This window comes from Caloramator proteoclasticus DSM 10124 (assembly GCF_900129265.1).
Classification (GTDB): Bacteria; Bacillota; Clostridia; order Clostridiales; family Caloramatoraceae; genus Thermobrachium; species Thermobrachium proteoclasticum.
Genome location: NZ_FQVG01000020.1, coordinates 17,022 through 38,608 on the forward strand (window position 1 = coordinate 17,022; position 21,587 = coordinate 38,608).

Annotated in this window: 23 protein-coding genes; 2 read left to right on the top strand and 21 right to left on the bottom strand. The window is 28.6% G+C overall.

Features of this window, described 5'->3' with window-relative positions; all coding sequences use genetic code 11:
- Positions 1–2: 2 nt before the first annotated feature.
- The 17 genes from BUB63_RS06130 to gpr form a co-directional block, all read right to left on the bottom strand.
- Positions 3–968 carry a PhoH family protein gene (locus BUB63_RS06130; protein WP_027308579.1) on the bottom strand — a complete coding sequence of 322 codons (966 nt, stop codon included), beginning with the start codon at positions 966–968 and terminating at the stop codon, positions 3–5.
- A gap of 14 nt (positions 969–982) precedes the next feature.
- Positions 983–2,170 (bottom strand): sporulation protein YqfD, encoded by a 1,188-nt coding sequence (yqfD, locus tag BUB63_RS06135; RefSeq protein ID WP_027308578.1) that lies wholly within the window; start codon positions 2,168–2,170, stop codon positions 983–985.
- A gap of 12 nt (positions 2,171–2,182) precedes the next feature.
- Complete coding sequence (gene yqfC, locus BUB63_RS06140) at positions 2,183–2,455, bottom strand: sporulation protein YqfC (RefSeq protein WP_027308577.1); 273 nt, start codon at positions 2,453–2,455, stop codon at positions 2,183–2,185.
- A 108-nt stretch (positions 2,456–2,563) separates the two neighbouring features.
- A complete protein-coding gene (locus BUB63_RS06145; protein ID WP_027308576.1) occupies positions 2,564–3,007 on the bottom strand; it encodes a GatB/YqeY domain-containing protein in 444 nt (147 codons plus the stop codon).
- 16 nt (positions 3,008–3,023) lie between these two features.
- Complete coding sequence (gene rpsU / locus BUB63_RS06150) at positions 3,024–3,200, bottom strand: 30S ribosomal protein S21 (RefSeq protein WP_027308575.1); 177 nt, start codon at positions 3,198–3,200, stop codon at positions 3,024–3,026.
- A 151-nt stretch (positions 3,201–3,351) separates the two neighbouring features.
- Complete coding sequence (locus tag BUB63_RS06155; protein WP_073248499.1) at positions 3,352–3,693, bottom strand: histidine triad nucleotide-binding protein; 342 nt, start codon at positions 3,691–3,693, stop codon at positions 3,352–3,354.
- Between the two features lie 19 nt (positions 3,694–3,712).
- On the bottom strand, positions 3,713–5,005 hold the full coding sequence (gene mtaB / locus BUB63_RS06160) for a tRNA (N(6)-L-threonylcarbamoyladenosine(37)-C(2))-methylthiotransferase MtaB (protein WP_027308573.1): 1,293 nt from the start codon (positions 5,003–5,005) through the stop codon (positions 3,713–3,715).
- Positions 5,002–5,751, bottom strand: a complete 750-nt coding sequence (locus BUB63_RS06165; protein WP_073248477.1) for a 16S rRNA (uracil(1498)-N(3))-methyltransferase — start codon at positions 5,749–5,751, stop codon at positions 5,002–5,004. Before BUB63_RS06165 ends, mtaB begins: the two co-directional genes overlap by 4 nt.
- 10 nt (positions 5,752–5,761) lie before the next feature.
- Entirely contained in the window at positions 5,762–6,700 is a 939-nt protein-coding gene (prmA, locus tag BUB63_RS06170; protein ID WP_073248479.1) for a 50S ribosomal protein L11 methyltransferase, read from the bottom strand.
- 111 nt (positions 6,701–6,811) lie between these two features.
- Positions 6,812–7,945 (bottom strand): molecular chaperone DnaJ, encoded by a 1,134-nt coding sequence (dnaJ, locus tag BUB63_RS06175; RefSeq protein WP_027308570.1) that lies wholly within the window; start codon positions 7,943–7,945, stop codon positions 6,812–6,814.
- Positions 7,946–7,999: 54 nt separating this feature from the next.
- The gene (dnaK, locus tag BUB63_RS06180) at positions 8,000–9,811 is read right to left on the bottom strand and encodes a molecular chaperone DnaK (protein WP_073248481.1); all 1,812 of its coding nucleotides are present in this window, start codon (positions 9,809–9,811) and stop codon (positions 8,000–8,002) included.
- An 18-nt stretch (positions 9,812–9,829) separates the two neighbouring features.
- A complete protein-coding gene (gene grpE / locus BUB63_RS06185) occupies positions 9,830–10,414 on the bottom strand; it encodes a nucleotide exchange factor GrpE (RefSeq protein WP_242947349.1) in 585 nt (194 codons plus the stop codon).
- A gap of 13 nt (positions 10,415–10,427) precedes the next feature.
- Positions 10,428–11,453 (bottom strand): heat-inducible transcriptional repressor HrcA, encoded by a 1,026-nt coding sequence (hrcA, locus tag BUB63_RS06190; protein WP_027308567.1) that lies wholly within the window; start codon positions 11,451–11,453, stop codon positions 10,428–10,430.
- A gap of 113 nt (positions 11,454–11,566) precedes the next feature.
- Entirely contained in the window at positions 11,567–12,670 is a 1,104-nt protein-coding gene (gene hemW / locus BUB63_RS06195) for a radical SAM family heme chaperone HemW (RefSeq protein WP_073248485.1), read from the bottom strand.
- Positions 12,670–14,472: a translation elongation factor 4 gene (gene lepA, locus BUB63_RS06200; RefSeq protein WP_073248487.1), complete on the bottom strand. Its 1,803-nt coding sequence runs from the start codon at positions 14,470–14,472 to the stop codon at positions 12,670–12,672. The genes hemW and lepA overlap by 1 nt, the downstream gene beginning before the upstream one ends.
- 111 nt (positions 14,473–14,583) lie before the next feature.
- Complete coding sequence (spoIIP, locus tag BUB63_RS06205) at positions 14,584–15,657, bottom strand: stage II sporulation protein P (RefSeq protein ID WP_073248489.1); 1,074 nt, start codon at positions 15,655–15,657, stop codon at positions 14,584–14,586.
- A 58-nt stretch (positions 15,658–15,715) separates the two neighbouring features.
- Positions 15,716–16,693: a GPR endopeptidase gene (gene gpr, locus BUB63_RS06210; RefSeq protein WP_027308564.1), complete on the bottom strand. Its 978-nt coding sequence runs from the start codon at positions 16,691–16,693 to the stop codon at positions 15,716–15,718.
- 179 nt (positions 16,694–16,872) lie between these two features.
- Here gpr and rpsT point away from each other — a divergent pair, with 179 nt between their 5' ends.
- Entirely contained in the window at positions 16,873–17,139 is a 267-nt protein-coding gene (gene rpsT, locus BUB63_RS06215) for a 30S ribosomal protein S20 (protein WP_027308563.1), read from the top strand.
- 26 nt (positions 17,140–17,165) lie between these two features.
- Here the strand turns inward: rpsT and holA are convergent, their stop codons facing one another.
- The 4 genes from holA to BUB63_RS06235 form a co-directional block, all read right to left on the bottom strand.
- Complete coding sequence (holA, locus tag BUB63_RS06220) at positions 17,166–18,152, bottom strand: DNA polymerase III subunit delta (RefSeq protein WP_073248491.1); 987 nt, start codon at positions 18,150–18,152, stop codon at positions 17,166–17,168.
- Positions 18,153–18,170: 18 nt separating this feature from the next.
- A complete protein-coding gene (locus BUB63_RS06225; RefSeq protein WP_073248493.1) occupies positions 18,171–20,255 on the bottom strand; it encodes a ComEC/Rec2 family competence protein in 2,085 nt (694 codons plus the stop codon).
- Between the two features lie 9 nt (positions 20,256–20,264).
- A complete protein-coding gene (locus tag BUB63_RS06230) occupies positions 20,265–20,522 on the bottom strand; it encodes a hypothetical protein (protein ID WP_073248495.1) in 258 nt (85 codons plus the stop codon).
- Between the two features lie 87 nt (positions 20,523–20,609).
- Positions 20,610–21,122, bottom strand: a complete 513-nt coding sequence (locus tag BUB63_RS06235; RefSeq protein ID WP_073248497.1) for an ECF transporter S component — start codon at positions 21,120–21,122, stop codon at positions 20,610–20,612.
- A 283-nt stretch (positions 21,123–21,405) separates the two neighbouring features.
- On the opposite strand from BUB63_RS06235, the gene BUB63_RS13765 reads away from it, so the two are divergent.
- On the top strand, positions 21,406–21,587 hold a 182-nt coding region (locus BUB63_RS13765), incomplete at its 3' end, for a transposase family protein (RefSeq protein ID WP_207647062.1).

The following is a 21,587-nucleotide window of genomic DNA, read 5'->3' on the forward strand; positions in this document are numbered from 1 at the left end:
AATCACCTATTTTCATTTTCTTCTTCAAATTTGTTGTATGCTTTTATTATTTCTGAAACCAACTTATGTCTTACTACATCTTTATCACTGAAATAAATAAAATCAATACCTGGAATATTTTTTAATATTTTTGTTACCTGTTTTAAACCTGATACTTTACCTTGTCCTAAATCTATTTGTGTTAAATCTCCTGTTACAACTATTCTTGAGCCATATCCAAAACGAGTTAAAAACATTTTCATTTGCTCTGGTGTAGTATTTTGTGCTTCATCCAATATTATAAAACAATCGTCAAGTGTTCTTCCTCTCATATAAGCAAGAGGTGCAACTTCTATAATGCCTGATTCCATATATTTGTTAAAGTTTTCTACTCCTAAAATATCAAACAATGCATCATATAGTGGTCTTAAATATGGATTAATTTTTTCTTGTAAATCTCCTGGTAAAAAACCTAATCTTTCACCAGCCTCTACAGCCGGTCTTGTAAGAACTATTCTATTTACCTTCTTATCTCTTAAAAATTTTACTGCCATAGCAATTGCAAGATATGTTTTCCCAGTACCCGCAGGACCTATTCCAAAAACTATATCATTTTTACGTATTGAATCAATATAGGTCTTTTGTCCTAAAGTTTTACATTTTACAGGCTTACCCTTTGCTGTTGTTATTATTACATCATCTAAAATATTTTCAATTTTCTCTTCACTATCTTCTAAAACAAGACTTATTATATAGTTAACTGTTTGCTTATTTATTATTTCATTTCTTTTTGCTATTTCAAGCAACTTTAAAATTGTTTTTGTAGCTAAATCTACTTGTCCTACACCCGTTATTTTTATTTCATTATCTCTATTAATAATGAAAACATTAAAGCATTGCTCAATAATTTTAATATTTTCGTCAAACTTACCAAATAGATTAACTAATTGTTCCAAATTATCAATTAATATTTTTGATTCTTTTTGCATTATTAACCTCCTAACTATCTATGCTGTTCATAAGATATATTTTCTTCAGTTATAATAAGTAATCTAACTTTTACTTTATTTTTTTCTATTATTTTATCATACTTTTTATCTAAAATAGTAGCATCTTTTGGAATCTGTTTTTTTATTTCTTGTTCTGCTTTATTTGTAGCTATCTCAATCGCTTCATCTATAGAATAATTAACCTTAGTAACTTTTAATTCATATATTTTTTCTTCAACTTTTTCTATTGGTATATTATATCCTAATAAATTAATCTTAGTTCTATTTTCTATTTTATCATAATTTTCAAATTTAGCATCATTTTTATTTATGTATACCTTTTTTCCATTTATAATCATATATTCATTTTTTATATAATTACCTGTACGCTCTGACTTATTGTATACTAACTCCTGTTCTTCAAATATTTCATACCAAATTTTAGCATAAACATTCCCTAATGAATGTATAGTTTTTACATATTCCTTTGAGTTATCATCTCTATTAGTTCTAAAAATATCACCAGTAATTAAAATCTGACCCTTTTTAACGTATTCACCAGATTTTATTAGTGGAGTACCTCTATAGCAAAATATTTTTGTTACAACACCATCTTTCTTAGCAATAATATCAACAGGACTTTCAGTATCTACAATTTCAGGCGGCAAAGTTCTTTCTACTACTTCAACATTTAATTTTACACCATCAATAGATAAACTAATTAAAGATATTTGCTTTATTTCGTTTACAATATTACTTTCAATCTGTTTTAAATCTAATTTATTTTTCATTACACCAATTTTTATACCATTTTTATATAGAGCTTTTACAATTTCATCATTAGATATATTTTTATTTCCCCTAATATCAATAATCCAAATTAAATTTGATAAATAATACAAAATAAATATAAAAACTATAATACCTAAAATAAAAAGTTTTCTTCTTAATACTTTATATACATAAAATCCTAATCCTTTTTTTTGTACAATCTTTATTTTTGATTTTGTATTTTTTGCCACCTTTTTAATTTTTTTAAAGTCATCTGAAGAAATCTTAAACTGTGCAGTTATTAAATCTTTTCTTTTTATATCCCATAACTTTATCCCGTTATTGTATGCTAAATTTATAAACTTTTCAATACAAAAGGAATTCAATTCAACAATTAAATATCCATCTAAAAACTCTTGATCCCTTCCCATATACCCCTCCAGCTAAATACTGATAAATTCAAGATTTTTAATCTTGCCTGTCAATACTACAGTTTCAGGATTAATTTCTTTAATTAAGAAATCCTTTCCTTCTATTTTTATAATACCAATACTGCTTTTTAAACGTACAATATCTGAACTATATTCAACTATACCTTTGTGATTTTCTATCTGCAATTCATCATTTCCCAATATTCTGATGTATGGCACATTCATAATTACTTCCTTAGGTAACTCAAGAGATTCGCTAATTTTTCTTTTCATCTTGTTTTTCATAAACCACCTGAAATATAATTGCTTAATTTAATAATATGCTAAAAAGTTTCATATTATTAAGATTAATATATAAAATTTAAGGGGTTAACCTAAGTTAACCCCTTTATATTATTGCAGATACTGCTTTACTATTTGATTTACTAACTTTCCATCTGCTCTTCCTTTTACTTTTGGCATTACAATTGCCATTACTTTTCCCATATCCTTGATTGAATTAGCTTGCACTTCATTCACGGCTTCTTTAACTATTTCAGATATTTCTTCTTCTGTTAATTGCTGAGGAAGGTACTCAAGCAAAATCTCTATTTCTTTACCAGTTTGTTCTACAAGATCCTGCCTGTTCCCTTTTTCAAACTCCTCAATGGAGTCTCTTCTCTGTTTAACCTCTTTATTTAAAACTTCAATTACTTGTTCATCTTCAAGTTTTGTTCCATCAACTTTTTCAGCTTGTAGTATAGCTGCTTTAGCCATATTTAGAACATTCGCTCTAAATCTGTCTTTATTTTTCATTGCAGCTTTCCAATCTTCTTGAATTCTTTCTTTGAGTGACATATTCACCCTTCTTTCATTACTTAAACTTTCTCTTTCTTGCAGCTTGAGACTTCTTCTTACGCTTTACACTTGGCTTTTCATAATGTTCTCTCTTTCTTATTTCAGAAAGAACACCTGCCATCGCACACTTCTTTTTAAATCTTCTTAGTGCGCTATCTAATGATTCGTTTTCGCCAACTCTGATTTCTGACACCTTTATCCCTCCCTCCGCTTAACATATTGCATACATTATTATGATGTACCGTGAATTAAGCACACAATCAAGGACACATTATATTATATATTATGAGTGTAAATATTGTCAATAAAATATAATAAATTTGTTAATTTTTGATTTAATATCATCAACCTGGTGGCCATTGAAAATCTCTTCCACCTATAAGATGAAAATGTATGTGTTTTACTGTCTGTCCTGCCTGCTCACCAGTATTAGTAACAAGTCTAAATCCTTCATTAGTTAAGTTCATTTGCTGTGCGATAATTTTGACTGCATTAAATATTTTGTTTAATATACTTCCATCTGTGTCAATTTCCAAGACTGATTCATAATGTTTTTTTGGTATAACTAATATATGTACAGGTGCAACTGGGTTTATGTCTTTAAATGCAATTACATATTCATCTTCATATACCTTAGAAGCTGGTATTTCACCATTCGCTATCTTACAAAATATACAATCCACTATCTCACCTCCCATAGACATATTATACCATTTCACCTACTAAAATGTCATTATTCATATCATTAATTTTTGTATTTATAATTTCTCCTTCGATATTATTTTTACTTTTTATTTCAACTTTTACATAGTTTCTTGTATAACCATAATATGAATCTTCTTTTTTCTCCTCTATTAAAACATCCACTATTTTCCCAATAAGTTTTTTATTAAATTCCTTTTCATATTTATCACTAAGTTCAATTAATAATTTACTTCTTCTTTCCTTTTCTTCATTATCAACTGTTTCCTTAAACTCTGCTGCCTTTGTTCCTTTCCTTGGACTATATTTAAAAACATGAAGTTTATTCAACTTAATTTCTTCTAAAAAATTATACGTCTTATTAAATTCCTCAATAGTTTCACCTGGAAATCCTACAATAACGTCAGTTGTTATTGAAACATCATTAAAATGCCTTCTTAAATTTAAAACTGCCTCTTTGTACTCATCAGTAGTATAGCGTCTATTCATTCTTTTTAATGTTTCATTACACCCGCTTTGAAGAGAAAGATGAAAATGTTCACACAATTTATTACAATTAGCAAGTCTTTTAATATTCTCTATGTTAAAAAATGATGGTTCCACAGAACCTATTCTTATTCTTTCTAACCCATTTACTTCATTTAATTTTTCTATAACATCAACTAAAGTTATATTACCAATGTCTTTTCCATAAGAAGCAACATGTATACCTGATAATATCACTTCTTTATATCCATTTTCTACAAGTCTATTTACTTCTTCTATTATAGTTTCAAACTTTTTACTTCTTACAGGTCCTCTTGCATATGGAATTAAACAATAAGAACAAAATCTGTCACAGCCATCTTGTATCTTTAAAAAGGCTCTTGTTTTGTCTTGATAATGGTCTATTTCCATTTCTTCAAATTCTCTTACTGTCATTATATTTTTCACTTTATTTAATTTTTTCTTAGATTGATTAAATTCATTGATATAATCTAATATTTTGCTTTTATTGTCAGTTCCAATTATTATATCAACATCATCTATTTTTGATACCTCATCTGGTGCAACTTGAGCATAACACCCAACAGCTATCACAATTGCATCTTTATTATTCTTTTTTGCTCTTCTAATCATCTGCCTTGATTTTTTATCACCAATACTTGTCACAGTACACGTATTTATTACATATACATCAGAATAATCTTCAAAATTTACAACCTCATATCCGTTTTTTTCAAATATTTCTGCCATAGCTTCTGTTTCATATTGATTAACCCTACATCCTAATGTATAGAATGCTACCTTTTTCATTTCATTCCTCCTATATCAGACAACTCGTATAATAAAATAGTACTTGCTACTAATCCTGCTGTTTCAGTCCTAAGTATTCTTGGTCCTAACGTAATTGGCTTAAAACCATTTTTTATGAATATATTTATTTCTTCCTCACTAAATCCACCTTCAGGCCCAATTATTACTGCAATATTTTTATAATCTCTACTCTCATTAAATAACTCCTTAAAACTTGTAGACTTTTCCTTTTCATATGGAACAACAATCAAATCAAACCTCTTTAATATATCTAATGCTTCTTCAAAACTTATTAAATTATTTACTGTTGGTATTATACCTCTATTTGATTGTTTAGCAGCTTCATACGCTATTCTATTCCATCTTTCTAACTTATTACTAATATCTTTTCCATCAGTTTTTACAACTACACGTTCTGTTATAATAGGATAAAATTCTTTAACTCCAATTTCAACACCCTTTTGTATAATAAGTTCCATTTTTTGAGCTTTAGGCAATCCTTGAAACAGTACTATATTTATATTAGATTCATTTCTATTTTTAAATTTCTCTTTAATTTGGCATATAACACTTTTTTTGTTTATTTCTACAATATCGCAAATATATTCATTTTCATTTCCATCACATATTTGAATAGAATCGCCGATTTTTAGTCTTAAAACTTTTGTAATGTGTTGTACATCGTCATTAGTTATGTTTATTTTATCATTTATGATATTATCTGTTTTGACAAAAAACTTGTGCATAATAACCTCCTTATTTTTTTGCTACAATTGCAACCCATTCTCCTTTATTGTTTTTATCTATTATTTCAAAACCATTTTGAATTAAAACTTTTTCAACTTCATCTTGTTTATCTTTTATTATTCCTGATGATATAAAAAGTCCATTATCCTTTATGTAATTTCCTACAAATGATGCTAAATATATTACTACATCAGCTATTATATTTGCTATAACAATATCTGCTGTTCCATCTACAACATCTACTAAGTTCCCGTGAAGAATCTTTACATTATTAACTTTATTGTATTCAACATTAATCTTAGCAGCATCTACTGCTACCTCATCTAAGTCAACACCTATTACTTCATCGGCACCTAATTTTGAAGCAACAATGGATAGTATTCCTGACCCAGTTCCTATGTCAAATACTCTATCTCCCTTTTTACAATACTTTTCTAAAAATTCAATGCACATCATTGTTGTTTCATGAGTTCCTGTTCCAAAGGCCATTCCAGGATCTAATTCTACAATTATTTCGCCTTCTTTTGGATTATAATCCTCCCATTTAGGTTTTATAATAATCGAATTTCCTATTTTTGTTGTTTTATAATACTTTTTCCACTCATTTGCCCAATCCTCTTCTTGCACCTTATTTCTTATAACTTTACCAATTCCTATATCAATTCCTAAATCTCTTAACTCTTTTAATTTCTCCTCTATAAAATTCAATATTTCTTCTATTTGTTCTTCTTTACTAAAATAAGCTTTAACAATAGCAGCATCCTTTCCATATTCAAATATATTATAATCAGCATAATCCCAAGTGAATGGTCCTGAAGGGCGTTCAGTTATATCATTAGGGTCTTCAATTGCAACCCCCTTAACATCAAGTCCATAAAAAATACCTGATACAGGTTCTACTGCTTCACTTTTAGTAACAACTTTAATTTCTATCCATTCTCCGTTCATAATCCTTCCTCCTTAGTTGATTTTACCGTTTTATTATATCATAATAATGTTTTATAACAATTGTATTTTATTAATTTTTATTATATGTAAAAAGGCATGTATTAAACATGCCTAACTAAACATATCCTTAACTTTATCAGCGAAAGTCTTCTTTTTATCTATATCCTCACCAAATTCTTCAGCTAATTTTTTTAACAATTCCCTCTGCTTTGAATTAATATTCTTTGGTATTTCTACCTTTATTTTAGCATACAAATCTCCTCTACCTGCACCACGTAACTTAGGTACACCTTTTCCCTTTAATTTAATAATTTCACCTGGTTGTGTACCTTCTGATAAAATGTGTTGAACATCTCCATCAAGTGTAGGGATTTTGATTTCTCCTCCTAATATAGCCTTTATAAAGGATACAGGAACTTCACAGAATATATCTGTTCCTCTTCTCTCAAATTTTGGATGTGGTTTAACTCTAATATTTATATATAAATCCCCTGGCATTCCACCTCTTATTCCAGGCTCACCTTGACCTCTTAATGGAATAGTATTACCATTGTCAACACCAGCTGGTATATTTATACTTATAATTTTTTTCTTTCTTACTCTACCTTTTCCTCCACAATTTGTACACGGCGTATCAATCACCTTACCTTCACCGTGACATTTGTCACAAGTTGTAACACTTACAAAGCTTCCAAATGGAGTATTTTTTTGAACCTTTACTTGTCCTGTACCATGACACTTATCACAAGTTTTTGGTGATGTACCAGGTTTAGCACCTGTACCATGGCAAACATCACAATCTTCATTTCTATATATCTCTATATCTTTTTTAACACCAAATACTGCCTCTTCAAATGTAAGTTCTAAATTATATTCTAAATCAGCTCCTCTTTTTGGACCAGTCCTTTCTCTTCTTTGTCCAAACATACCACCGAAAATATCTCCTAAATCGTCAAATATATCAGAGAAGCCTCCAAATCCTCCAAAATTTGAAAAATCAAATCCTCCAAAACCACCTTGACCATTAAAATCAGTTGTGCCGAATTGATCATATTGTGCCTTCTTTTGAGGATCTGATAATACTTGATATGCCTCATTTATTTCTTTAAATTTTTCTTCTGCCTCTTTGTTTCCAGGATTCCTATCTGGGTGATATTTTAAGGCTAATTTTCTAAAAGCACTTTTTATCTCTTCATCAGTTGCATTTCTATCTAAACCTAATATTTTATAATAGTCCTTTGCCAAACAATTCACCACCCTTCATTATATAAGGAGGGAATACTCCCTCCTTGTTGAAAATTACTTCTCGTCTTTTACATCATAATCTGCATGGACTTCATTTTCATTTTGTGTACCTGCTGTTTCATTTTGTTGTGCGTATTGTTGATATATTCTTGAAGATATTTGGTAGAACTTTTGTGTTAATTCATCAGTAGCTGATTTAATTGCATTTGTATCAGTACCATTTAGTGCATCTTTAACCTTCTTAATATGGTCTTCTATTGTATTTTTTTCTTCTTGAGTGAGCTTACCTTCTAATTCCTTTAATGTCTTTTCTGTTTGATATACAACAGAGTCTGCATTATTTCTTATCTCTATCTCTTCTTTTCTCTTCTTATCCTCTTCAGCATATTTCTCTGCTTCTTTCACAGCCTTTTGAATTTCTTCTTCTGTTAAATTTGTTGATGCAGTAATAGTAATGTTTGCTTCTTTGCCTGTTCCTAAGTCCTTTGCAGATACATGCACAATACCATTTGCATCAATATCAAATGTTACTTCAATTTGAGGAATTCCTCTTGGTGCAGGTGGTATACCAGATAGTGTAAATCTTCCAAGTGTCTTATTATCCTTTGCCATTGGCCTTTCGCCTTGAAGAACATGAATTTCAACTGAAGTTTGACCATCTGCAGCTGTTGAGAATATTTGGCTCTTTCTTGTTGGTATTGTTGTATTTCTTGGTATTAATGTTGTAAATACGCCTCCTAATGTCTCTATACCTAATGAAAGTGGTGTAACATCAAGAAGTAGAACGTCCTTTACTTCCCCTGTTAAAACACCAGCTTGAATTGCAGCACCAACTGCAACACATTCATCTGGATTTATTCCCTTAGTTGGTTCTTTTCCAGTAAACTTTCTAACAGCTTCTTGAACAGCTGGTATTCTTGTTGAACCTCCTACTAAAACTACTTTATCAATTTGATCTATTGAAAGTCCAGCATCTCTTAATGCATTTTTCATAGGTTCTATTGTAGCTTCTACTAAATCGTGAGTTAATTCTTCAAATTTAGCCCTTGTTAAAGTAACATTTAAATGCTTTGGACCAGTTGCATCAGCTGTAATAAATGGTAGATTTATTTCAGTTGATAATAATGTTGAAAGCTCAATTTTTGCTTTTTCTGCTGCTTCTTTTAATCTTTGCATTGCCATCTTGTCACTTCTTAAATCTATACCATTTTCAGCTCTAAATGTTTCAACAAGATAATCTATAATTCTTTGGTCAAAGTCATCTCCACCAAGATGTGTATTACCATTTGTAGCTTTAACTTCAAATACTCCATCTCCTATTTCAAGTATTGAAACGTCAAATGTACCTCCACCTAAATCATATACAAGTATCTTTTGGTTTTTATCCATCTTATCTAATCCATAAGCCAAAGATGCTGCTGTTGGTTCATTTATTATTCTTAATACTTCAAGCCCTGCTATTCTTCCAGCATCCTTTGTTGCTTGTCTTTGACTATCATTAAAATATGCTGGAACAGTAATAACTGCTTGTGTAACTGGTTCTCCAAGATAAGCCTCAGCATCTGCCTTTAGCTTCATCAAAATCATTGCTGAAATTTCTTGTGGAGTATATTCCTTATCATCTATTTTCACCTTGTGATCTGTTCCCATATGTCTTTTAATTGATATAATTGTTCTATCTGGGTTTGTTATTGCTTGTCTTTTTGCAACTTGACCTACAATTCTTTCTCCATTTGGTTTAAATGCAACTACTGATGGTGTAGTTCTTGAACCTTCTGAATTTGGAATTACAACTGGTTCTCCACCTTCCATTACGGCAACACAAGAGTTTGTAGTACCAAGGTCAATTCCTATTACCTTTCCCATTTTATCTCCTCCTCTTTATTAATTTGCGACCTTAACCATACTGTATCTTAATATTTTTTCTTTATATTTATACCCTTTTTGGAAAACCTCAACAATTACATTTTCCTCAAGGTTTTCATCTTCTATATGCATTACTGCATTATGAAAGTTAGGATCGAACTTTTCATTAAGAGCAGGTATTTCCTCAATACCTAACTTTGTTAAAGTATCTTTAAACAATTTCAATGTCATTTCTACACCTTCATAAAGTGGTGTTCTTTCTTCCGTTGAAATAACAGCTCTCTCTAAATTATCAAGAATTGGTAATATGTTTTTAATAGCATCAGCAAATCCTTCTTCATATATTGTCTCTTTTTCTTTTTGTGTTCTTCTTCTGTAATTATCAAATTCAGCCTTTGTCCTTCTTAAAAGTTCTAAATACTCATTACACTCCTTAGTCTTTTCATCAAGCTGATTTTTTATATCAATTAGCTCGTCTTTGTTTTCATCATTTATATCATTATTTACTTCCTTTTCAGATTCTAAGTCTTCTATTTTTTCAATTATTGCTTCCTTCTCTTCCTTTTCAAGTTCATTTTCATTCACTTTTATTTCCTCTGTCACACTATCACCTCTACTATAGAGTTTTTTCAAAAACTTCACTTAAAACATTAGAAATTGATTTTAATATGCCAATAACTCTTGCATAATCCATTCTTTTAGGACCAATTATTCCAATTGTACCTGCAGTTTTATCTGCAATATTATATGTTGCCTTTACAATACTACAATCTTTTATTTTATCATTTTCATTTTCACAACCTATATAAACACAAAAATTATTAGTATCTTCAGCAAAAACATTTGTAAGTAATTTTTTGTCCTCTATAAAGGATAAAAATGTTTTTGCTTTATCTTTATCATCATATTCAGGATATTCAAATATGTTAGTTGTTCCCTCAAGATATACTTCTGCATCATCTTCCTTTAAACTTTCATATACAACAGATATGATAGCAGAAAATATCTCACTATATTCCCTCATATGACTTTGTATATCAGAAATTACTGTAAGTCCAATATCATTAATAGTTAATCCTGATAATTTTTCATTTAATAGATTATTCAATTTTAAAATTTTAGAATCATCGACTGCATTAGGTGATTTTATCACTACATTTTTTATAATACCTGTATCTGTAACAACAACAGCAACAATATCGTAGTCACTTACACGTATTAACTGGAGTGACCTTATTGAACTCTTTCTAACAGAAGGAGTCAGTACAGCAGATGTATATTTTGTGATATCAGATATTAATTTAGTTGTCCTTTTAATAATTTTATCTAATTCATTTATAGTTTGAATTTGAAGCATATATTTAATTTTTTCTATTTCCTGTGGGGATGGATATTTAATTTCCATTATTTGATCTACATAGTACCTATATCCTCTGTCAGAGGGAATTCTTCCAGCCGATGTATGGGGTTGTTCTAATAGTCCTAGATCTTCTAAGTCCGCCATTTCATTTCTAATGGTTGCTGGACTTATATCAGTCAAATATTTTTTAGCTATAGTTCTTGATCCAACTGGTTCAGCAGTTTCTATATAATCTGTCACAATAGCCTCTAATATTTTTCTTTTTCTCTCTCCTAGTTCCATTATTCCACCCCCTTTTCTTGTCAGCACTCATTAATCACGAGTGCTAATCACTACGATTTTAAAATATCACTATTAAAATATTTTGTCAATATATGCATTATTATAATAAAATTTCATTTTAAAAAGGAAACAAAGACTAAATTGGATAAATCTCGTCCTTTCTCTGTTAATCTTATATTTTCTCCATATTTCTCAATTAATCCCTTATCAATCAAGTCTAATATCTCATTACCATAGACCTGCATAACATCCTCATTAAATTTACTTTTGAACTTATTAATATTTATTCCGCAATTCATTCTTAAACCTAAAAACATAAATTCAGCCATATGTTCTTCCTTAGTTAAAATATTTTTTTCTTCTATTGCATTACCATAGTTTTTTATATTATAAATATATTTTTTTATATCTTTAACATTACTATACCTAATACCATTTATATATGAATGTGCACCTGCACCCACCCCAATATACTCATCATCACTCCAATAAATGATATTATGCCTGCATTCATAGCCTATTTTTGCAAAATTTGATATTTCATATTGGTTATACCCATTCTCTTTAAGCAAATTTATCATTGTATGATAAAGCAATCTTTCCTCTTCTTCATCAAGTAGATTTAGTTCATCATTTTGATATAAATTATAAAACCTTGTATCTTCTTCTATTATTAAGCTATAACAGGAAATATGCTGTGGCTCTAACTTTATTACATTTAACAATGTCTCTATGAATTCATTTACATTTTGATCCGGTAAGTTAAACATCAAGTCGACATTTATATTTTTAAAACCCAAACTTTTTGCATCTTTAAAATTAATTAAAAACTGTTCATAGGTATGAATTCTTCCTAATTTTTTCAATACTTTATTATCTGTACTTTGTAAACCTATTGATAATCTATTTACACCATATTTTTTTAACATATTAAGCTTCTCTAAATTTAGAGTACCTGGATTTGCTTCTATTGTAAATTCCTTTGGTGTAAACTCTTTGACTGTTCTTAATAGTTTTTCTAAATTTTTGATAGATAAAATGGTGGGAGTACCCCCACCAATAAAAATTGTATCAAAATTTTTTTCTTCTAATAAATTTATTTCCCTAATCAAAGCCTCAATATACTCATCCTGATATTCTGTATTCACAATTGAATTAAAATCACAATAATAACATTTGCTTTTGCAAAATGGTATATGAATATACAATCCCTTCATTATTCCACCTTCAATACAGCCATAAATGCTTCTTGTGGAACTTCAACAGTTCCTATTTGTTTCATTCTCTTCTTACCTTCTTTTTGTTTTTCAAGAAGTTTCTTTTTACGTGAAATATCTCCACCATAACACTTTGCTAAAACATCTTTCCTTAACGCTTTTACGGTTTCTCTTGCAATTACTTTTGAACCAATAGCTGCTTGAATTGGTATTTCAAACAGTTGTCTTGGTATAATCTCCTTTAACTTTTCAGCAATAGCTCTTCCCTTTTGATATGCCTTCTCCTTTGGAACAATTTGTGACAAGGCATCTACAGGATCTCCATTTAATAAAATATCAAGTTTAACAAGTTCAGACCTTTTATATCCTGCAAGTTCATAATCAAGTGATGCATATCCCTTTGTTCTTGACTTTAATGCGTCAAAGAAATCATAAATTATTTCATTTAAAGGAATTTCATAATGAAGCATAACTCTTGTTGTTTCTAAATATTCCATATTTTTGAATATTCCTCTTTTTTCTTGGCATAATTCCATTACAGCCCCTACATAATCTGAAGGGCATATTATACTTGCATTAACAATTGGCTCTTCCATATAACTAATCTCCGTTGTAGGAGGCATATTTGTTGGATTAGTAAGTTCTATAATTTCTCCATTAGTCTTTATAATCTTATAAATAACACTTGGAGCTGTAGTTACTAAATTCAAGTTATATTCTCTCTCTAATCTCTCTTGTATTATTTCCATATGAAGTAAACCTAAAAAGCCACATCTAAAACCAAAACCTAATGCAACAGATGTTTCAGGTTCAAAGGTTAATGCCGCATCATTTAACTGTAGTTTTTCTAAGGCATCCTTTAAATCATTGTAATCTGAACTATCGGCTGGATAAATACCACTATAAACCATTGGAATCGCTGGTCTATAACCAGGCAATGGTTCAGTTGCTGGTCTTTCTGCCTCTGTTATAGTATCTCCAACTCTTGCATCTCTTACATTTTTAATACTTGCAGTTACGTAACCAACATCACCCGCTTGTAGCTTATCAACCTCCATAAAACTTGGTCTAAATATACCTACTTCTGTAACTTCATATTCCTTTCCTGACATCATAAGTTTTATTTTTGTGCCTTTTTTTATAGTTCCTTCCTTTACCCTTACATAACATACAACGCCTTTATATGGGTCATAATAACTATCAAATATAAGTGCCCTTAAAGGTGCATCTTCATCACCATTTGGACAAGGAATTTTTTCAACAATTGCCTTTAATACATCCTCTATTCCAAGCCCAACCTTTGCTGATATAAGAGGTGCATCACTACAATCAAGTCCAATCACATCTTCTATTTCCTTTTTTATTTCTTCAGGTCTTGCACTTGGTAAATCTATCTTATTTATTACAGGAACTATCTCTAAGTCATGTTCTAAGGCCAGATAACAGTTAGCAAGTGTTTGAGCTTGAATTCCCTGTGTTGCATCAACGACCAATATTGCGCCTTCACAAGCTGCTAAACTTCTTGATACTTCATAATTAAAATCTACGTGACCTGGTGTATCTATCAAATTTAGGATATACTCATCATTGCCATCGTTGTGAATTAATCTAACTGCCTGAGCTTTAATTGTTATTCCTCTTTCTTTTTCAAGCTCCATTGTATCTAATACCTGTTCTTCCATTTCTCTTTGAGTTAATGTACCTGTTTTTTCTATTAATCTATCTGCCAAAGTTGATTTACCATGATCTATGTGAGCTATTATACAGAAATTACGTATTTTCTTTTGTCTATCACTTGGCATAGCCTAACCTCCTTAAAATTATACAAAAATAGTCATAATTGATTATAACACAATATTTTATAAATATGTCAACATTGAATTTATTTAAAATAGGAATGTCCAAAGACATTCCTATTTTAAATAGATCGCAATTGATTTTGCAATAATTTTACTTGTTCTAATGGCTTCATCTAATGAATTAAGGTTAGAACCTACTTCAAGTAAAATCATTTTATCAGATAAATCTTGATTATATTTCGCATTTTGCTTAACGATTCCCCTACTAAGATTTGGATACATATTATTTATTATTGTATTTAATTTTTCAGCTTTTTCATAATTAGCTTTGTAATTTTTATTTTTACCGCCAACTACAAACATTAGTCTTGCATATCTTTCACCATTAATAATAACTGTTGTTTTACTTGCCGAAGTAGTAGCATCTCTATGTAAATCAATAATTATTTTTAAACTTGGATATTTTTTTAAATAAGAAGAAACAGTAGGTCTGGATTTTTCATAACCCTTTTCTCTTGTTGGCAAGTCGTGTATTGTTATATCGTGCACTACTGCAATACCATACTTTTCTTCTAACTCCCTTTTAAGCTCTTCACCAACCTTAACAATATTTAAATTATAATCAGTTGTAAAATTTCTATCTTTTAAATTGTTAGGATTAAAACTTTCTGTAGTATGAGTATGAAAAATTAGAACTAAAGGCTTCTCCCTATCAATTTTTTTCTTTTCAACATCATCTTTATCGTTTGGCTTAACTACTGGTATAGAATCATCATCTTTTTTTGTAGGTTCTTTTGGTTCATCTGTTTCAATATCATTTTCCTTCTGGTTTTTTTTGTCATTATCCGCTACTATATTTACTGGATTATCATTATTGGTTATCAAATTTGAAATGTCTATATACCCAATCAATGGTACTTGATTTTCAAAATAACTTGTAGGGTCCTCTATATCTACTCCAACTAAATGTTTTAATATTAATGGTAATATACTAACTTTATCTTCATCCTCTATATTCCTATATACAAAGTCCATAATACCGTTAGATTTACTAATAGTACTAATATAAAAACTACTCGAATATAAATTTTTAGCCATCATTATTGGTGAAACTATTGATAGTAAAAGCCAAATAAGAATAAGAATGTAGATAATATTTAAAATAATTTCTTCATACCTTTTTTTCATTCCCTCATCCCCTTTGTAAATAGCCTCTTAAAAATATATTATTTTTAATCCAAAAATATTACTGAAGGTATTTATTTAAATCTTCTTTATCTAATGAAGGATGAAGTGCTAAATTAATAGAATTTGCAATTATTTTTGACATATCATCTATTAATGCATCTATTTCCTTTGGCGTTACCATCAAATCACTAATATATGGGCTTAGAATTTCCCTAATTAAAATATATTTTTCATTTTTATCAACCTTTTTAACAATGTCATAGAAATCTTTATTATCCTTGCTTTGTTTTATCAATTCATCTATAATCATATCTATTGTATCATTGGCCATTGTTGCTGCATCAACAACAGTAGGTACACCAATTGCAATTACAGGTACCCCTAATGTATCCTTATTTAAAGCCATCCTCTTGTTTCCAACTCCAGAACCAGGTCCTATTCCTGTATTTCCTATTTGAATAGTTGAAGCAACTCTTTCCATTTTTCTTGAAGCTAATGCATCTATTGCAATAACATAATTAGGTTTAACCTTTGAAATAACACCCTGTATTATCTCCGCTGTTTCTATACCTGTTAAGCCTAAAACACCGGGTGCTATTGCACAAACTGGATTAATTCCCTCATCTATATGCTCAGGCATTAATTGTTTTAAATGTCTTGTAATTAGAAGCTTAGAAACCACTTTAGGTCCTAATGCATCTGGAGTAACATTCCAATTACCTAAACCTGCAACTAAAACTGTATCCCCGTCCTTAATTCCAATCATATTTTCTAATTCTTTAGCTAAAACCTCACTTATCTTATCATGTGCCTCTGCATCATAATGTTTTATTCCTGGCACTTCTATTGTCACGTACCTTCCAATTTCTTTACCCATTATTTTTGCACCACGTTCATCTTTAATTTCAACAACTGTTACAGATACATCCTCATATGGTTTTTTCACATCAACTTCAACACCAGGAACTTCTGTGTTATTATCCTTTTTATACATTTCCCTTGCTTCAACTGCTAAATCCGTTCTAATGTTTATCACAATAATCCCTCCCTTAGTATTTAGTATATACATCCAAATTTTTTTTATTTTTATTTTAAATTCACTTGCTAATTTTAGTTCATAATGATATAATACTATCGTTACGAACAAACTGTTCGCCGTGTCCCCAAACTGCTGTAATGTCCCACTTATTAAAATTTTTCAGGAGGGATATTAAAATGGCAAATATTAAATCAGCTATCAAAAGAATAAGAGTTACTGAAAGAAGAACTCTAAGAAACAAAATGGTAAAGTCAGCTGTTAAAACTGCTATAAAGAAATTTGAAATAGCTTTAAACAGCGGCAATATCGACGAAGCAAAGGTTTTATATGCACAAGCAGTTAAAGCACTTGATAAGGCTGCAGCAAAAGGTGTAATACATAAAAATGCTGCATCAAGAAAGAAATCAAGACTTACTGTTAAGCTAAACAAAGCCCTTGCATAATAAAAACACCCTAACGGGTGTTTTTATTATGCACACAATTCTATTATTAAATTTTCAACAGCAATAGAAGCATTTAGTTCTCCCTGTTTTATTTTTAAATCATATTCATAGCATCTCTTTATATTTTTTTTCAAATCACTTAATTCATATTTTTTAATCCATTTAAAATAATTTTTAAGTGCAAAGTCTCTTATATTATATTTTTTTACTACATCATTATAATTCTCACCATAAATTTTTAACAGATACATTATTTTATAATTTCTAAATATCATACTTAAAATCATAAGTTCTTCTTCACCTTGAAGAATCATCTGATTATAAACCATTACAGCATCATCCAGTTCCTTTATTGTAATATAATCTAAAAGTCTAAAAATATTATTTTCAATGCTTTTTGATAAAATTAAATCTATATCTATTTTGTCAACAGTTTTTTTATCTCCTAAATAATCTACTAATTTTTTTAATTCTAAATCAATATTCTCATTACAAAGTGTAAGTTCTGATGTCAAATATAATAAATTGGACTTTGTAATAGTTTTGTTTTCTTTATTTAAATAGTTTTGAATGTATTCTTGAAGGTTTTCTCCCTTTAATTTTTTATACTCTATAACCATTCCATTTGTCCTAAATAACTTATATAAGTTTCCACTTTTATCAACATTTGAATAACTTGATAAAAGCAAAATATTTGTATCAGGTATATTATTTAAGTATTTTGAAAGTTCATTAGAAAGTGCATTGTTTTCAAAGATGTAATTAGCATTTTTTATATGTATAAGTCTTTTTTCCGACATAAATGGTGTAGTTTCACAAGCATTAATTATAGATTCAATGCTTACATTTTCACCATCCATAATCAATACATTAATTTCTTTAAATTGTGTAATTAAATCATAAACTAATTCTATTGTCTTGTTTATAATTGTTTTTTCCTGTCCATAAACTAAAATTAATGATTTTATATTTTTTATATTCTTTTTAAAATCAGAAAAATTATTTAACTCCATTATACATCATCCTTTTTACTATTTATGTATACTGTATTTTTCACCATCTGTCCTTATTTGAATAGTTCCATCTCTATCTGTTCTGTAATATTTTATATCATTCTCTTCTAACAAATCAATAACTTCTTTAGCTGGATGATTAAAATTATTCTTACCAACAGTAAATATAGAGTTTTGTATTTTAATATTTTTAAGTATTTCTTCATTAAAAGAATATCTTGAGCCGTGATGTGGCATTTTTACAATTTCAAATTCTCCACTAATTTTCTTCATTAATGACAATTCTGCATCTGCTGTAAGAAGAAAATCAAATTCTTTATATTTACCTATTATAACCAAACAATTTTCATTAACATTTTCACTTGTTTCTGATTCATTAGCTATTATATTGAGTTCAACACCATCAACTATTAATTTATCACTATTTTTTAATTCTATAAATTCTTTATTATTCGGCTTAAATGCAAATTTTGAATGTACCTGCAGATTATTTATAACATATTGCAATCCACCAGCGTGATCATTGTGAAAATGTGTAATTATTAAAACATCAATCCTTCTATATCCTTTCTTTTTAATAAAGGGTACAACTCTATTTTGGGCCATATTATATCCATTTATGTTCCCACCAGTATCTATCAATATTGTCTTTTTATTAGGTGTTTCTATAAATATAGAATCACCTTGTCCTACATCTATAAAGCTTATTATTAGCTTATTTTTTGGGTAAAAATTAAATAGAAAAACTGCTGATAAAACAATTAATATTGCTTTTTTTAATTTATCATTTATTTTAATTAAATCAAAGAATAATATTATAATAATATAACTAATAATAAGCATATATAAAGAATAATTTGGGATATATAGATTAATATTTATGCATTTTAAAATATTTAATAACTTAATAAACAAATTACCTAAAATTAGGACAGGATATAAAATCATCTGACTCTTTACCAAAGAAAATATTATAAATGTTATCAAAGAAAAAATTGTGATAAAGGCTACTAAATATGAAACAAACAAATTAGTTATAACAGAAAATATAGATACGTAACCACTTAAGAATAATATAATTGGCATTGAAAATATAAACGCTGATAGATTAATAGCTATCCTTTTATCCATTTTCTGTTTTAAAACCGGAGTTAAAATAATTATACCAAAGGTAGAAACTATCGATAATATAAAACCGATATCATAAATGATGTAAACATTAGTTGTAGTCATTATAATAAAAGTCGTAACTAATATATTTAATGAATTCGGATATTTTTTTAAAGTTTGAGCTAATGTAACAAATAAAATCATTATAAAGGCCCTAACTGCAGAATGAGAAAAATTTGCTAACACAACATAACTATAAGTAAAAAACAATAGAGCAAAATATCTTACCTTAAAATTGGATGAAAAAAGTATCACTGTAAATAGTGCTAAAATTCCAAGATGACTTCCTGATACAGCTACTATATGACTTAAGTTTAATTCCCTCAAAACATCTTTAGTATATTCTTCTAAACCCTCTGTATCACCTGATAAAAATCCATTTATTATAGCTCCTGCTTCTTTATCTATTTTAATTAAATTCCTTTTAAAATTATCACTCAATCTATATAGACTTATAAAAAAATCGCGTTTAGTTCCAATCTTTTTAAATTCTATTACTTTTAAATAGGCATTTATGTTTTTACTAAATATCTTATTATAATTAATATCAGTAATAACTGTTCCCGTAAATATTATTTCATCTCCTACAGATAAATTTTTGTTATTATCAAAATATAACTTCAATGTATAATGTTTGTTCTTAACTATGCAACTTTTATTGTCTAATGAAATCTTAGTTACAACCCCTATATATTTTTTTTGGTTTTCTATACTTTTTAATTTATTTTTAAAAGAATAGAAGGAAATAAAAGCTACAAATACACCTACTAATAGAAAAAGTATATAGATATGAAAATCTCTCTTATAAATAATCATATAAACTAAAAATAGTGCAACAGCTGTTGCACCTAAAATTAATCTATATTCTTCTAAGAAAAATAGTATGCCCAAAATATATGGTATAACAATCCTTATCAATATACTTTTAAACATACTCTACCTCTAATGTTTTTTAGCATTTCCAATATATTTAAGATCTGCTTCTATATTTATCATATGTGCATTTCTATTATAATTAATGTTTATATTTTGTGGTTCTCCATCATCTTGATGTATTTTAAGGTAGTGATTTAATATTTCTAAAGCTATGTTTTCCGAAACATTATCATATACTAAAAAGTATTCCTTTTCTGGTATTTGCAATGATAAATGATATACTCCATCCCTTACAGTCCTAGTTTCTCTTGATTCATTAAACATATCATCGCCTCCTATGTTAATAGCTATTTAAAGTATTAACATATTTTTTCTAATTTATACAAATAAAGAGGATGTTTTAACATCCTCTTACTGTTGATTTATTAATCTGAACTTTGTCTTTTTTATGGCTAATATAATTGGTACTGCTACAACCGCACTTACCAATCCTTGTGTTATATCTCCTGAAATTAAAGAAGTTATTGCTGCTGCATAACCAGTCATAAAGTAATTATAAATAAAATATCCAGTCATCATCTCTAAAGCAGCAACAAGTCCTGCTATTAAAGTAGATATTGCTGTTTCTTGATTTAGTTTTTCATAGACTATTGCAAATAAAAGACCTTCCATTCCTTTTATTATTAAAGTTGCAGGAGCATAAATAAAGTATCCTCCCAACAAATCTGCCATCATTGATCCTATTCCACCGGCAATTAAACCATATTTTCTACCTAAAATTGCTGCTATGACAAAAATCATTATATCACCAAAGTTAGTATAACCTTTTACTGTTGGAATTCTAATAACCATTGTACACACAGTAACTAATGCAATAGCCATTGATAGTGTTACAATTTTTGATATTTTTTGATTGCTGTTCAATTTAATTCCCCCTTTATAATGTTTCGATACACTTTTATTAAAATTTATTTTTTTATATAATACACTTTTAATAACATTTGTCAATACTTTGTTTAAACATTAGCAATATTTTTATATTATATTTAATTTAAATTTATGAGCTTTTATATATTTAAAGGTTCTATAATAAATGTTGGGGCGTAGCCCCAGCATATTTTTTTACAAAAAAATATGCACCTGTTTTAGATGCCTGGTAAAATTAAATTAACTACAAAAATATTACCTGAAAGGAGGCATCCTACAAGTGCACACTAATAATTGTATCAAAAATTTACTTGGTTTTAAAGATGTTATTATAACAAAAGTACTTGATAATGTTTGCTATGAAATTTATTTAGAAATGAAAAAGAAGCCTCATACTTGTCCTCGTTGTAATTCTGAAACTCGTAGAGTTCACGACTATAGAATTCAACGTGTTAAACATCT

Bases quoted from the DNA above. Each gene is read 5' to 3' on its own strand.
- BUB63_RS06130 (WP_027308579.1), bottom strand. From the start codon at position 968: ATGCAAAAAGAATCAAAAATATTAATTGATAATTTGGAACAATTAGTT.
- yqfD (WP_027308578.1), bottom strand. From the start codon at position 2,170: ATGGGAAGGGATCAAGAGTTTTTAGATGGATATTTAATTGTTGAATTG.
- yqfC (WP_027308577.1), bottom strand. From the start codon at position 2,455: ATGAAAAACAAGATGAAAAGAAAAATTAGCGAATCTCTTGAGTTACCT.
- BUB63_RS06145 (WP_027308576.1), bottom strand. From the start codon at position 3,007: ATGTCACTCAAAGAAAGAATTCAAGAAGATTGGAAAGCTGCAATGAAA.
- mtaB (WP_027308573.1), bottom strand. From the start codon at position 5,005: ATGAAAAAGGTAGCATTCTATACATTAGGATGTAGGGTTAATCAATAT.
- BUB63_RS06165 (WP_073248477.1), bottom strand. From the start codon at position 5,751: ATGCACAAGTTTTTTGTCAAAACAGATAATATCATAAATGATAAAATA.
- prmA (WP_073248479.1), bottom strand. From the start codon at position 6,700: ATGAACGGAGAATGGATAGAAATTAAAGTTGTTACTAAAAGTGAAGCA.
- dnaK (WP_073248481.1), bottom strand. From the start codon at position 9,811: ATGGGAAAGGTAATAGGAATTGACCTTGGTACTACAAACTCTTGTGTT.
- hrcA (WP_027308567.1), bottom strand. From the start codon at position 11,453: ATGGAACTAGGAGAGAGAAAAAGAAAAATATTAGAGGCTATTGTGACA.
- hemW (WP_073248485.1), bottom strand. From the start codon at position 12,670: ATGAAGGGATTGTATATTCATATACCATTTTGCAAAAGCAAATGTTAT.
- lepA (WP_073248487.1), bottom strand. From the start codon at position 14,472: ATGCCAAGTGATAGACAAAAGAAAATACGTAATTTCTGTATAATAGCT.
- spoIIP (WP_073248489.1), bottom strand. From the start codon at position 15,657: ATGAAAAAAAGGTATGAAGAAATTATTTTAAATATTATCTACATTCTT.
- rpsT (WP_027308563.1), top strand. From the start codon at position 16,873: ATGGCAAATATTAAATCAGCTATCAAAAGAATAAGAGTTACTGAAAGA.
- holA (WP_073248491.1), bottom strand. From the start codon at position 18,152: ATGGAGTTAAATAATTTTTCTGATTTTAAAAAGAATATAAAAAATATA.
- BUB63_RS06225 (WP_073248493.1), bottom strand. From the start codon at position 20,255: ATGTTTAAAAGTATATTGATAAGGATTGTTATACCATATATTTTGGGC.
- BUB63_RS06230 (WP_073248495.1), bottom strand. From the start codon at position 20,522: ATGTTTAATGAATCAAGAGAAACTAGGACTGTAAGGGATGGAGTATAT.